General features: G+C 68.0%; 11 protein-coding genes. 4 read left to right on the plus strand and 7 right to left on the minus strand.

Translation table 11 applies throughout. The features are described 5' to 3' along the window. Window positions 1–77 precede the first annotated feature (77 nt). From ABGA94_RS12555 to rluD, 4 genes are read right to left on the minus strand one after another with little or no spacing between them, the layout of a single operon-like run. A complete protein-coding gene (locus ABGA94_RS12555) occupies window positions 78–515 on the minus strand; it encodes a thiol-disulfide oxidoreductase DCC family protein (RefSeq protein ID WP_005418590.1) in 438 nt (145 codons plus the stop codon). Further along, entirely contained in the window at window positions 490–996 is a 507-nt protein-coding gene (locus ABGA94_RS12560) for a DUF4166 domain-containing protein (RefSeq protein ID WP_329845832.1), read from the minus strand. The genes ABGA94_RS12555 and ABGA94_RS12560 overlap by 26 nt, the downstream gene beginning before the upstream one ends. Before the next feature lie 20 nt (window positions 997–1,016). Beyond that, window positions 1,017–1,787 carry a peptidoglycan editing factor PgeF gene (gene pgeF, locus ABGA94_RS12565; RefSeq protein WP_111126800.1) on the minus strand — a complete coding sequence of 257 codons (771 nt, stop codon included), beginning with the start codon at window positions 1,785–1,787 and terminating at the stop codon, window positions 1,017–1,019. Next, entirely contained in the window at window positions 1,787–2,776 is a 990-nt protein-coding gene (gene rluD, locus ABGA94_RS12570; RefSeq protein ID WP_083297626.1) for a 23S rRNA pseudouridine(1911/1915/1917) synthase RluD, read from the minus strand. Before rluD ends, pgeF begins: the two co-directional genes overlap by 1 nt. A gap of 113 nt (window positions 2,777–2,889) precedes the next feature. On the opposite strand from rluD, the gene ABGA94_RS12575 reads away from it, so the two are divergent. Next, the gene (locus tag ABGA94_RS12575; protein WP_032960726.1) at window positions 2,890–3,777 is read left to right on the plus strand and encodes an outer membrane protein assembly factor BamD; all 888 of its coding nucleotides are present in this window, start codon (window positions 2,890–2,892) and stop codon (window positions 3,775–3,777) included. Between the two features lie 199 nt (window positions 3,778–3,976). Beyond that, complete coding sequence (locus ABGA94_RS12580) at window positions 3,977–5,182, plus strand: lipase family protein (RefSeq protein WP_065196690.1); 1,206 nt, start codon at window positions 3,977–3,979, stop codon at window positions 5,180–5,182. 114 nt (window positions 5,183–5,296) lie between these two features. Here ABGA94_RS12580 and ABGA94_RS12585 read toward each other — a convergent pair whose 3' ends face one another. The 3 genes from ABGA94_RS12585 to sucC all read right to left on the minus strand — a co-directional run bounded on the left by ABGA94_RS12585 (window position 5,297) and on the right by sucC (window position 9,181). Continuing rightward, the gene (locus tag ABGA94_RS12585; RefSeq protein ID WP_375367427.1) at window positions 5,297–6,931 is read right to left on the minus strand and encodes an NAD+ synthase; all 1,635 of its coding nucleotides are present in this window, start codon (window positions 6,929–6,931) and stop codon (window positions 5,297–5,299) included. A gap of 180 nt (window positions 6,932–7,111) precedes the next feature. Then, window positions 7,112–7,987 carry a succinate--CoA ligase subunit alpha gene (gene sucD / locus ABGA94_RS12590; RefSeq protein WP_005418610.1) on the minus strand — a complete coding sequence of 292 codons (876 nt, stop codon included), beginning with the start codon at window positions 7,985–7,987 and terminating at the stop codon, window positions 7,112–7,114. A 24-nt stretch (window positions 7,988–8,011) separates the two neighbouring features. Further along, entirely contained in the window at window positions 8,012–9,181 is a 1,170-nt protein-coding gene (gene sucC / locus ABGA94_RS12595; RefSeq protein WP_005418614.1) for an ADP-forming succinate--CoA ligase subunit beta, read from the minus strand. Between the two features lie 408 nt (window positions 9,182–9,589). Between sucC and ABGA94_RS12600 the strand changes: the two genes are divergently transcribed. Beyond that, window positions 9,590–11,203: a PAS domain-containing sensor histidine kinase gene (locus tag ABGA94_RS12600; RefSeq protein ID WP_061480577.1), complete on the plus strand. Its 1,614-nt coding sequence runs from the start codon at window positions 9,590–9,592 to the stop codon at window positions 11,201–11,203. A gap of 60 nt (window positions 11,204–11,263) precedes the next feature. After that, window positions 11,264–12,637 carry a sigma-54 dependent transcriptional regulator gene (locus ABGA94_RS12605; protein ID WP_065178929.1) on the plus strand — a complete coding sequence of 458 codons (1,374 nt, stop codon included), beginning with the start codon at window positions 11,264–11,266 and terminating at the stop codon, window positions 12,635–12,637. Window positions 12,638–12,698 lie beyond the last annotated feature (61 nt).

The raw sequence follows: 12,698 nt of genomic DNA on the forward strand, positions 1-12,698 counted from the left end.
GGCTGAAGAAAAAAGGGGACGGAGGGGATTAAGTCGTTTATGCACAAACGACTTAATCCCCTCCGTCCCCTTTTTCGTCAATCCAGGAACCGCGCGGCCTGTTCCGGTGCGGGTAGATGGCAGGTGTCATGCCGACCGAACCAGCGGTAGCGGTTGCGTGCCAGCGCGCGATACGCCGCATCACGCCAGCCGCGCGGCACGAGCCGCAGCACGCCGGCCAGGCGCCAGGCGCCGCCCAGCCCCGCAAGTACGCGCAGGATCGCATCGGTGTCGGTCCAGGCACCCTGTGCATCCAGCAGCAGGAACGACATCGGGTCCTGCGGATCCAGCCCGTGCGCGCGCAGCATCGCGCTGCCCTTCTGCCCCTGCATCGCTGCAAAGCGGTAGCGCCCCCTGCGGTCGAAACGCAGCAGGAACCGAACCCAGCGATTGCACAGTGCGCACACGCCATCGAACACGACCACCGCGCTGCCAGCCTCGGCGGCAGCGTCACTGCGGTTCGAGCCAACCTTCATAGCGGATCAGGGCTCCGGCCCAGGGCAGCGTCACATCGACCAGGAAAGTGTAGCGCTCGCCCTGCCAGGCTTCACGGCAGCGCACACCGCCGAACCAACGCGTCGGCAGCGGCAGCAGCCCGAACGCCCAGACCCGACGCACCGACCAGTCGATACCACCGTCGCGGGCCTGCAGCGCGAACTCGAAGCGCACCGCGCCCAGCTGCTCGCGCAGATGCCCGTCGTGCGCCCACAGCCGCGACACCATTGGCCAGCGGCCGAACCGCCGCGCCCACTGCTCGCCCTGCCGATAGCGGCTGAACGCCACCTCGGTGGGCAGCGCGTCACCGTCCTGTGGCAACCGCGCCAACGCAGCCAGCAGCGGCACCAGCCAGTGCCGCCCCCTCACGATGCAGGCCTGCCCTGCGTAGCGGCACGGCAACGGCGCGGCATGCAGCGCCTGCACCGGTCCTGCCAGGGTGGCAAAGGCCGGCCCCAGCACACGCGCGAACAGCGGCGCAGTCAGGGCGCGATCCAGGCCAGGGTCGCCATGCGCCCGGTGCGACGATCGCGCCGATGCGAATACAGGTCCGGGTCGGCCATCGTCGACACCGTGCCACCATACACCTGTGCCGGGTCCATCCCCGCAGACTGCAGGCGCTGCCGCGCCAGCGCGAACAGGTCCACCTTCCAGTGTCCGGGACGGGTCGCGACGAACGCCCGCTCAGCAGCGGGATCATGGCCGACGAAGGCGTGATAGACCTCCTCGCCGATCTCATAGTCGGACGGCCCGGCGGCCGGGCCCAACCAGGCCCGCAGCTGCGCCGGCGACGTCTGCATGGCGGCCACCGTGGCCTCCAGCATGCCGTCGGCCAGCCCCCGCCAGCCGGCATGGGCCGCGCCCACCTCGCTGCCGTCTGCGGCGGCGAACACCACCGGCAGGCAGTCGGCGGTCAGGATCGCCAGCACCACGCCCGGCACCGAGGTTACCGCCGCGTCGGCCACCGGCTCGCTCGCGCCGGGCGCCGGCGGTGCATCGAAGCGCAGCACGGTGCTGCTGTGCACCTGGCGCAGCCAGTGCGGTGCCGACGGCAGCGCCAGCCCCTGCTGCAGCAGCTGGCGGTTGTGCTCAACGTTGGCTGGGGTATCACCATCGGCCGCGTGCCGGTTGCCCAGGTTGAACTGCGCGAACGGCGCCGGCGAGATGCCCGCACCGTGCCGGCGCGTGGTCAGCGCATGGACGCCTGCGGGCGCCGGCCAGTCGGCCTGCAGCAACGGCAGCGCGGCCGCCATCACCAGCGGTCCCGCTCGCGGGCGGCGAAGGCTTCGCTGTCTTCGCGCAGCACCTTCATCAGGTGCAGCATGTCCTCCGGCACCGGCGCGGTGTTGCGCACCGGTTCACCGGTGATCGGGTGCATGAACTCCAGGGTCTCGGCGTGCAGGGCCTGGCGCTTGAAGCCGCGCAGCGCGGCCACCAGCTCGTCGCTGGCGCCCTTGGGCAGCTTCAGCGCGCCGCCATACAGCGGGTCGCCGATGATCGGATGGCGCACGTGCGCCATGTGCACGCGGATCTGGTGGGTACGGCCGGTTTCCAGGCGGCACTCCAGCGCGGTGTGTGCCCGGAAGCGCTCGCGCAGGCGGTAGTGGGTCACCGCCTCCTTGCCGTCCTCACGCACCGCCATCTTCAGGCGGTCGCGCGGGTGGCGGTCGATCGGGGCATCGGCTGTACCACCGGCCACCAACGCGCCCATCACGATGGCCAGGTACTGACGGTGCACGTCACGTGCCGCCAGCTGCTCGACCAGCGCGGTCTGCGCTTCCAGGGTCTTGGCCACCACCATCACGCCGCTGGTGTCCTTGTCCAGGCGGTGCACGATGCCGGCGCGCGGCAGCACCGCCACCGACGGATCGCGGAACAGCAGCGCGTTGACCAGGGTGCCGCTGTGGTTGCCGGCACCCGGATGGACCACCAGGCCGACCGGCTTGTTGATCACCAGCAGGTGCTCGTCCTCGAACAGCACGTCCAGCGGGATGTCCTCCGGCTGGGCATCGGTCTGGGTTTCCAGCACCGCGTTGAGGGTCACCACCTCGCCGCCGCGCAGCGGATCGCGCGGGCGCACCTGGGCACCGTCCAGCAGGACCTCCCCGGCCTTGATCCACTCGGTCAACCGCGAGCGCGAGTATTCGGGGAACAGTTCGGCCACGACCGCGTCGAAACGGCGGCCGGCGGCGGTGTCGGGGACGATGGCCTGGCGGGCCGATTCAGAGGGTTGTTCAGACATGGCAGGGGGCATTCTTTGAAATTTTGGGGTCCCGGCGGCCGGTTTCAGTCGCTGGACAGGACACTAGGCTATCATCGACCCTTCGTATTCCAGCCGCGTCCCGCCTCGACCCCATGATCCGACGCTCCGCCATGCTCTCCGCGCCCGTCCGCCTCACCGCCCTGCTGCTGGTGCTGGTCATCGCCGCAACCGGCTGCCATCGCGGCGCCAAGAAGGGTGATCGCCCCGATGAAGGCGTGCCGGTCGAACAGCTGTACGAGAAAAGCCACAAGCTGATGCAGGGCGGCAACTGGAGCGGCGCCGAAGCCAGCTTCCGCCGTCTGGTGGCCCAGTATCCGTACGGTCCGTACACCGAGCAGGCGATGATCGAAACCGCCTACGCCCAGTACAAGGCCGGCAAGCACGATGACGCGGTGTCCAGCATCGACCGCTTCATCCGTACCTACCCGACCCACCGCAACATTGCCTATCTGTACTATCTGCGCGGCCTGGCCAACTCCAACCGCAGTACGGTTTTCCTGCGGCGCGTATGGTCGCTGGATGCCAGCCGCCGCGACCTGTCCACGCCGCACCAGGCGTACTCGGACTTCAACATCGTGGTTGATCGTTACCCGAACAGCCGCTACGCCGCCGATGCGCGCCAGCGCATGCTGGAGCTGCGTGACGTGTTCGCCCAGCACGAGCTGGACAACGCGCTGTACTACATGCGCCGCGGCGCCTGGGTGTCAGCCGTGGGCCGCGCCAACTACCTGCTGGAAACCTACCCGCAGAGCGCCTTCCAGTACGACGCCGTGGCCGTGCTGGCCGATTCCTACACCCACCTGGGCAACAAGACCCTGGCCGACGACGCCCGCCGCGTCCTGCAGCTGAACCAGCCGGACCACCCGTGGCTGGAAGGCAAGTGGCCGAAGTACCCGTGGATGATCCGCAAGCTGAACCCGTTCGCCGGCGAGAAGTCCGCCAGCACCGGCCAGCGCAACGCGCGACTGGAAAAGAAGTAAGCGAGGGCCCCGAAAGGGGCCCTTCTTCTTTGTAGAGTCAAGCCATGCTCGACTGCTTTCCTCGTCCGCCTCCCCGCGCCGGGGCCGGCACCTAGGAATGCTACGAATCCACGGCGGATGCGACGCCGGTCGCAGCCTGCCCGGGCACGGCCATCCACACTGCAGCGCCACGGCCACACCGGCCATCACGGAGCGCCCCATGGCCCGTCTGCCCTGCTGCAGTATCCGCCCTCTGTCCTGCCTCCTCGCCATCGCGCTGCTGGCGCTGACCTCGGCGCCGCCGGCCGCCGCACAGGACGCAGCGGGCGATCTGCTGTCCGCAGCCCCCTATCGCGCCACCTGGGTGCCGTCCCAGGCCGCCCAGGCCTACAAACTGCACTACCGCACCCCTGACCACCGCGGGCAGCTGGCCGAAGGCACCGGCCTGCTGTACCTGCCCGCCGGCACGCCGCCCATCGGCGGTTGGCCGGTGGTGTCGTGGGCGCATGGCACCCAGGGCATTGCGGATCGTTGTGCGCCCTCGGTCTCCGGCCCCTACCAACCCGAACGCGACGGGCGCTTTCTCGATCGGTTCCTGGCACAGGGCTATGCAGTGGTCGCCGCGGATTACCAGGGCCTCGGAAGCTCAGGCGACCATGCCTATCTGCATGTGCGCACTGCCGCGCGCAACGCCATCGACATGATCAAGGCCAGCCGCCAGTACCTCGGCAACGGGACGCTGTCGCCGCGCTGGGTCTCGGTCGGCCATTCGCAGGGCGGTGCCGCCGCGCTCACGGCGGGCCACATCGCCCCCACCTATGGCGGACCGTCGCTGCAGTACCGCGGCAGCTTCACCACCGGCACGCCCACCGCAGTCGAACTGACCGCGCTGGTGATGAAGCCGGACAACCGCACCGCCAATCCGGGCGCGCTCAACGCGTATCACGCGTATCTGCTCGATGGCCTGCTGCAGGTCGCGCCGCAGATCGACCGCGTCCTCAGCGATGAAGGCCGCGCGCGGGTGGCGGTGGCACGCGAGCAGTGCCTGGGCGAACTGGCCACCACGCTCGACGGCGCCGACACCGGCAGCATGTTCACTGCGCCGCTGGCCAGCGTGCCGGGCATCTGGGCGGTGCTGTACGACTATCTCGGCGTACCGCGCCGCGGCTTCAGCCAACCGCTGATGTTGGGCCATGGCAGCCAGGACCGCGATGTGCCCTACCTGACCACCCTGCTGTACGCCGCTGGGCTGGCCCTGCGAGGCGAGCCGGTCGCGTTCCGGCGCTACCCCGTCGACCACCGGGGCACGCTGGACGCAGCGGCGGCCGATGGCCTGCGGTTCGTACGTGCGCGACTGGGGGACGATCCCTTCAACGACGCTGCGGAAACCGCCGGTCTCGAACAGTTGCTCGACGGAGTCCGGTAGATCCACGCCAAGCGTGGATGATCTTCGACCATCGTGCGGACCAAGCTCCGCACCCACCGGGGAGGGGCCAACAGGTTGCCGGCCAGCGGCCGGCACGACCCGCCAAGCGCTGCCTCAGCCCTTGTAGCCGTTGCTGATCGGGTAGCGCCGCTCGCGGCCGAACGCGCGGCGCGAGACCTTCGGCCCCGGCGCGGCCTGGTGCCGCTTCCACTCGCTGATGCGCACCAAGCGCAGCACGCGGTCGACCACGGCTGCGTCGTAGCCGGCGGCCACGATCTCGCCGCGCGACTGCTCCTGGTCGATGTAGCGGTAGAGGATGCCGTCCAGCACGTCATAGGCCGGCAACGAGTCCTGGTCCAGCTGGTTCTCGCGCAGCTCGGCCGACGGCGGGCGGCTGATCACCGCCGGCGGGATCACCGGTGCGCCGCCCACGGTATTGCGCCACTTGGACAGGCCGAACACTTCGGTCTTGTACAGGTCCTTCAGTGGCGCATAGCCACCGCACATGTCGCCGTAGATGGTGGCGTAGCCGACCGCGTACTCACTCTTGTTGCCGGTGGTCAGCAGCAGGCCACCGAACTTGTTGGCCAGCGCCATCAGGATCACGCCGCGGCTGCGCGACTGCAGGTTCTCTTCGGTCACGTCCGGCGCGGTGCCTTCGAACATCGGCGCCAGCGATTCCATCAGGCCCTTGAACGCCGGCTCGATCGACACAGCGTCAAGCTTCACCCCCAGCGCCCGGCACTGCTCGGCGGCCAGGTCGTTGGACAGGCCGGCGGTGTAGCGCGAGGGCAGGCGCACGGCGGTCACGTTCTCCGCGCCCATCGCATCCACGGCCAATGCCAGCACCAGGGCCGAGTCGATGCCACCGGAAAGGCCCAGCCACACCTTCCTGAAGCCGTTCTTGCGGCAATAGTCCTGGATGCCACGGGTCACCGCGCGCCAGGCCAGCGCGTCCATGCTCTCGTCGCCGTCGTCCATCCACACATGCGGCATGAAGCGGCGGGTCTCACCGTCATACTCCACCACCAGCCACTGGTCGACGAAGGCAGCAGCAGCCGGGTGCACCGTGCCATCACCATCCGCCACCACCGAAGCACCGTCGAACACCAGCGCATCCTGGCCGCCCACCACGTTGAGGTAAGCGATGGCCGCCCCGCTCTCGCGGGTACGCGCGGCCAGCACGGCGTCGCGCTGCGCATGCTTGCCACGCTCGTAGGGCGAAGCATTCGGCACCACCACCAGCTGCGCACCCGCGCGCATGGTGTCGGCCAGCGGCTCGGCGAACCACAGGTCCTCGCAGATCAGCAGGCCGACCGGAATGCCATTGACCTCGAACACGCAGCTGCCACCATCCGGATCGACGTCGAAGTAGCGGCGCTCGTCGAAGACCGCGTAGTTGGGCAGTTCGCGCTTGCGGTAGGTCTGCTCGACCAGGCCGTCACGCAGTACGCTGGCAGCGTTGTAGACCACCGCGCCAGCCGCCTGTGGCCAGCCGACCACGGCGGTGATGCCACGGCAGGCGGTGGCGATGCGGGTCAACGCCTGCTCGCACTCGTACAGGAAACCCGGGCGCAGCAGCAGGTCCTCCGGCGGGTAGCCGCTCACCGCCAGCTCGGGGAACATCACCAGCTCGGCGCCGTACTCATCGCGCGCCTGGCCGATCATCTCGATGATGCGCTCGGTGTTGCCGGCGACGTCGCCGACCGGGAAGTCGAACTGCGCCATCGCGATGCGGATCGAAGCCATGGGAATCCAGCCTGTGGTTGCAATGCTTCCATTGTAACGCCGGGGTCAGATCCCTTTTGCATGGCAAAAGGGGGCTGACCGCACGCCAGACGCAGAAAGGCCGCCCAAAGGCGGCCCTTCTGTTTCAGGCAGCCGGCCAGCGGCCGGCTCTACAGCATCGTCTGCGCGAGGCAGCCGATCTTATTTCACCAGCTTGGCGATGGCGGCGCCCAGGTCGCCCGGCGAACGGACGGTGACCACGCCAGCGGCTTCCATCGCGGCGAACTTGCCTTCCGCGGTGCCCTTGCCGCCCGAGGCGATCGCGCCCGCGTGGCCCATGCGCTTGCCGGCCGGAGCCGACGCACCGGCGATGAAACCGACGACCGGCTTCTTCACGTGGTTCTTGATGTACTCGGCGCCGGCTTCTTCGGCGTCACCGCCGATCTCGCCGACCATGATGATGCCTTCGGTCTGCGGGTCTTCGTTGAACAGCTTCAGGCAGTCGACGAAGTTCAGGCCGTTGATCGGGTCACCGCCGATGCCGATGCAGGTGGACTGGCCCAGGCCGACTTCGGTGGTCTGCTTGACCGCTTCATAGGTCAGGGTGCCCGAACGCGACACGATGCCGATCTTGCCCGGCTTGTGGATGTGGCCCGGCATGATGCCGATCTTGCACTCGCCCGGCGTGATGACGCCCGGGCAGTTCGGCCCGATCAGCACGGTGTCCGGGTAGGAACGGGTCAGCACGTTCTTCACGCGCAGCATGTCCAGCACCGGGATGCCTTCGGTGATGCAGACGATGACCTTGATGCCGGCAGCCGCAGCTTCCAGGATCGCGTCGGCCGCGAACGGCGGCGGCACGTAGATGACCGAAGCGTTGGCGCCGGTGCTCTGCACGGCGTCGGCAACGGTGTTGAAGACCGGCAGGTCGATGTGGGTGGTGCCCCCCTTGCCCGGGGTCACGCCGCCAACAACCTGGGTGCCGTACTCGATCATCTGAGTGGCGTGGAAGGTGCCCTGCTGGCCGGTGAAGCCCTGCACGATCACCTTGGTGTTCTTGTTAATCAAAACAGACATGGGAATTTCCTTCGGTGTCGTGGATCAGGCGGCGTTCTTGACCGCTTCAACGACCTTCTTGGCGCCGTCGTTGATGTTGTCAGCCGGGATGATGGCCATGCCGCTGTCACGCAGCAGCTGCTTGCCCTCTTCCACGTTGGTGCCTTCCAGGCGCACCACGACCGGAACCTTGACGCCCACTTCCTTCACGGCGGCGATGATGCCTTCGGCAATCATGTCGCAGCGGACGATGCCGCCGAAGATGTTGACGAAGATGCCTTCAACCTTGTCCGAGGACAGGATCAGCTTGAACGCTTCGATGACGCGCTGCTTGTTCGCACCGCCGCCCACGTCCAGGAAGTTCGCCGGCTCGCCGCCGTTGAGCTTGATGACGTCCATGGTGGCCATGGCCAGGCCGGCACCGTTCACCATGCAGCCGATGTTGCCGTCCATGGTGACGTAGTTGATGTCCAGCTCCGAAGCGGTCACTTCGGTTTCATCTTCCTGGGACTTGTCGCGCATCGCGACCAGTTCCTTGTGGCGGAAGTTGGCGTTGTCGTCGCTGTTGAACTTGCCGTCCAGCGCGTACAGGTTGCCATCGTCCAGGATCGCCAGCGGGTTGATCTCAACCAGCGCCAGGTCCTTCTCGTTGAAGATGCGGTACAGGTTCACCATGATGTTGGCGAACTGGCCGGCCTGCTTGGCGGTCAGGCCCATCTTGAAGCCGATGTCACGGCCGTGGTAACCCTGCACGCCCTCGACGAAGTCCACGTTCAGGGTGTGGATCTTGTCCGGGGTCTCGGCAGCGACCTGCTCGATTTCCATGCCGCCTTCGGAAGAGGCGATGTAGCTGATGGTGCGGGTGCCGCGATCCACCAGGACCGACAGGTACAGCTCCTTGACGATCTCACCGGCGGTGGTCACCAGCACCAGGTTGATCGGCAGCTCGACGCCGGCGGTCTGGTAGGTGGCCATCTTGGTGCCGAGCATCTTGGCCGCTGCGGCCTTCACGTCGTCGACGGTCTTGCAGAACTTGACGCCGCCAGCCTTGCCGCGGCCGCCAGCGTGGATCTGCGCCTTGACCATCCAGGGGCCCTGGCCCAGCGACTGGGCGACTTCAACCGCCTCGTCCGGGGTCGCCGCGACCTTGCCGGCCGGGACCGGGATGCCGTATTCGGCAAGCAGTTGTTTTGCCTGGTATTCGTGGAAATTCATGCGTCACCGTGGGAATAGGAACGACCGCACGCAATTCCTCAGGGCCCCCTGGAAGAGGCACCGGCACGGACCGCGGCGGGCCCACTATTGTGGCCGAGCCGGCGCCGGGGCGCAAAGAAGTCTGTACAAAACGCCAGACCCGGCCAGATTTCCGCCGTCATTCAGGCAGTTGCGCCCGGGCGCACGCTGGCTACCGGTATCCATCCCGGGCCAAATGCGCGATCCGAACCGCGCCGGCGGCGCCCTGCCGGGGGCCCTATACTGGTCAGCCAGGGTGCGTCGCGTCGGGGTTGCTCGGCCGCGTCCACCCCAGGCCACATCGAAGCGACGTGCCCGCCCGGCCTCAGGGGACGCCGGGCAGGCCCGCCGCAGATTCCAGACCCAGGCAGCCAGAAGGGGAGTTCCGGCGTGTCACCCAGTGCTTCATTGATCGACCGCATCGAATCGATTCCGCGGCGTGAGCTGTATTTCTTCGCGCTGTACCGGGTGCTGATCGCCTCGGTCATCGCCGCCCTGCTCTACAGCCCCCTGTCGGCGATGGTCGGCGAAGCCCACCACCCGCGGCTGGCCGACACCGTCGCCGCCATCTACCTGGTGCTGTCGCTGCTGGCGCTGGTGATCGGCCGCAACGAACGCTGGCTGCGCCCGATCGTGGTCAGCGGCGTGCTGGTGGACATCGTCGCCGCCACCCTGTTGTCGCATGCCCTGCCGGGTGCCAGCGCCGGCATCTCGATGTCGCTGCTGTTCAACATCGCCGCTGCCGCCACCCTGCTGCCGCTCAGCCTGGGGCTGGGCCTGGCACTGGCCGCCAGCCTCGCCACCGGCGTGGAATACACCTGGAAGCTGCTGGAAGGCGGCGATCCCACCCGTACCCTGGCCGAACTGGCCATGTTCGCCACCAGCTACCTGGCGCTGGCCTTCATCAGTTACCAGGTCGGCAGCCGCGCGCGTCGCAACCAGCAGCTGGCCAACCAGCGCGGCGACGAAGTAGCCAACCTGTTCCAGATCAACGAGCTGATCATCCGCCGCATGCGTACCGGCGTGCTGGTAGTCGACGCCGACAACCGTGTCACCCTGGCCAACGAGGCCGCCTCGATGCTGCTCGGTGACAGCGACGGCAGCGGCGAAAGCGGCCGCCTGGACCTGGCCAGCGCCGCCCCGGAACTGGCCCGTCGCCTGCAGCGCTGGCGCAACGGCTGGGCGCAGGACGAACTGCCGCTGCAGCTCAACCCCGACCAGCCCGAAGTGCAGCCCCGCTTTGCGCGCCTGCTGGCCGGCAGCGAGCTGGCCCTGGTGTTCCTGGACGACTCCAGCGTGGTCTCGCGCCGTGCCGAGTCGCTCACCCTGTCAGCAATGGGGCGCTTCTCGGCCAGCCTCGCCCACGAGATCCGCAACCCGCTGGCCGCGATCAACTACGCGGTGCAGCTGCTGGAAGAAGGCACCGGCTTCAACGAAAGCGACCGCCGCCTGCTGCAGATCATCCGCCAGCAGTGCCAGCGCACCAACGGCATCGTCGAAAGCGTGCTGGGCCTGGCCCGGCGCGAGCGCGCCACGCCCGAAAACGTCGACCTGGCCGCCTTCGTGCGCCGCTTCGTGCTGGAGTACAAGCAGGGGCAGACGCTGGAAACCGACAGCATCGAGCCGATCATCAACGACACCTCGGTGCTGGCCCAGGTCGACAGCAAGCACCTCTACCAGGTGCTGACCGTGCTGGTGCACAACGCGCTCAAATATGGCCGCATTGGCCAGCAGCCGGCGCGGGTGCGCCTGCGCGTGGCGCAGCACGAGCGCAGTGCGGTCATCGACGTGATGGATCGCGGCCCCGGTATTCCCGAGAGTGTCGCCGCACAGTTGTTCCGGCCGTTCTTCACCACGTCCGAGCATGGCACCGGGCTGGGCCTGTATATCGCCCGCGAGCTGTGCCGGGCCAACCAGGCGCGGCTGGACTACATCCCGGTTCCCGCTGGAGGCTCCTGCTTCCGCCTGGTGCTGCCCGGCCCGCATACGCTATTGCCCACCTGATCTCGATTCTGTGCGTCAAACATTTGTCGCTTCCAGCCCCCTCGTTTATCTTTCACGCCCATGAACGAAACCCGCAGCGCCCTCGTCGTCGACGACGAACGCGACATCCGCGAACTGCTGGTACTCACGCTCGGCCGCATGGGGCTGCGCATCAGTACCGCAGCCAACCTTGCCGAAGCGCGCGAACTGCTGGCCAGCAATCCGTACGACCTGTGCATCACCGACATGCGCCTGCCGGACGGCAACGGTATCGAGCTGGTCAGCGAGATCGCCCAGCACTACCCGCGCACGCCGGTGGCGATGATCACTGCCTTTGGCAGCATGGACCTGGCGGTGGAAGCGCTGAAGGCCGGCGCCTTCGACTTCGTCAGCAAGCCGGTGGACATCGCCGTGCTGCGTGGCCTGGTCAAGCACGCGCTGGAACTCAACAACACCGAGCGCCCCGTGCCCGGCCCCGCCGCCGAACAAGGGGCGCGCCTGCTCGGCGATTCGCCGGCCATGGACGTGCTGCGTACCACCATCGGCAAGGTCGCGCGCAGCCAGGCGCCGGTCTACATCCTCGGTGAATCCGGCGTGGGCAAGGAGCTGGTCGCGCGCACCATCCATGCCCAGGGTGCCCGCGCGGCCGGCCCGTTCGTGCCGGTCAACTGCGGCGCCATTCCCGGCGAGCTGATGGAGAGCGAATTCTTCGGCCACCGCAAGGGCAGCTTCAGCGGCGCCCACGCCGACAAGCCCGGGCTGTTCCAGGCCGCGCATGGCGGCACCCTGTTCCTGGACGAAGTGGCCGAGCTGCCCCTGCAGATGCAGGTGAAGCTGCTGCGCGCGATCCAGGAAAAATCGGTGCGCGCGGTCGGTGCGGCCAACGAAGAGCCGGTGGACGTGCGCATCCTCTCGGCCACCCACAAGGACCTGGCCGAACTGGTCGAGGACGGCCGTTTCCGCCACGACCTCTACTACCGCATCAACGTGATCGAACTGAGGGTGCCGCCGCTGCGCGAGCGTCGCCAGGACCTGCCGGAACTGGCCGCGTCGGTGCTGGCACGGCTGGCCCGCAGCCATGGCCGCCCGACGCCGTTGCTGGCGCCGTCGGCACTGGACGCACTGGCCCAGTACGCCTTCCCCGGCAACGTGCGTGAACTGGAGAACATCCTGGAGCGTGCACTGGCACTGGCCGAAGAAGACCGCATCGGCGCCGACGACCTGCGCCTGCCGCAACATGCCCCGCGCACGCCCGGCAGCGCAGCACATGCCGAAGCCGTTGCCGACCTGCAGCCCGGCAACGCCGCCCTGCCCTCGTACATCGAACAGCTCGAGCGCAGCGCCATCCAGCGCGCGCTGGAAGAAAACCGCTGGAACAAGACCCGCACCGCCGCGCAGCTGGGCATCACCTTCCGTGCGCTGCGCTACAAGCTGAAGAAGTTGGGCATGGAGTAAGGACAGGGCCCGACGCGGGCCCGCCAACCTGGTAGTGCCGGCCGCTGGCCGGCAACCTCAT

The organism is Stenotrophomonas sp. 3diitr2024, assembly GCF_042136455.1.
Lineage (GTDB): Bacteria > Pseudomonadota > Gammaproteobacteria > Xanthomonadales > Xanthomonadaceae > Stenotrophomonas > Stenotrophomonas sepilia.

Coding starts and splice junctions, on each gene's coding strand:
- ABGA94_RS12605 (WP_065178929.1), top strand. CDS start 11,264: ATGAACGAAACCCGCAGCGCCCTCGTCGTCGACGACGAACGCGACATC.
- ABGA94_RS12580 (WP_065196690.1), top strand. CDS start 3,977: ATGGCCCGTCTGCCCTGCTGCAGTATCCGCCCTCTGTCCTGCCTCCTC.
- ABGA94_RS12585 (WP_375367427.1), bottom strand. CDS start 6,931: ATGGCTTCGATCCGCATCGCGATGGCGCAGTTCGACTTCCCGGTCGGC.
- sucC (WP_005418614.1), bottom strand. CDS start 9,181: ATGAATTTCCACGAATACCAGGCAAAACAACTGCTTGCCGAATACGGC.
- rluD (WP_083297626.1), bottom strand. CDS start 2,776: ATGTCTGAACAACCCTCTGAATCGGCCCGCCAGGCCATCGTCCCCGAC.
- ABGA94_RS12555 (WP_005418590.1), bottom strand. CDS start 515: ATGAAGGTTGGCTCGAACCGCAGTGACGCTGCCGCCGAGGCTGGCAGC.
- sucD (WP_005418610.1), bottom strand. CDS start 7,987: ATGTCTGTTTTGATTAACAAGAACACCAAGGTGATCGTGCAGGGCTTC.
- ABGA94_RS12575 (WP_032960726.1), top strand. CDS start 2,890: ATGATCCGACGCTCCGCCATGCTCTCCGCGCCCGTCCGCCTCACCGCC.
- pgeF (WP_111126800.1), bottom strand. CDS start 1,787: ATGGCGGCCGCGCTGCCGTTGCTGCAGGCCGACTGGCCGGCGCCCGCA.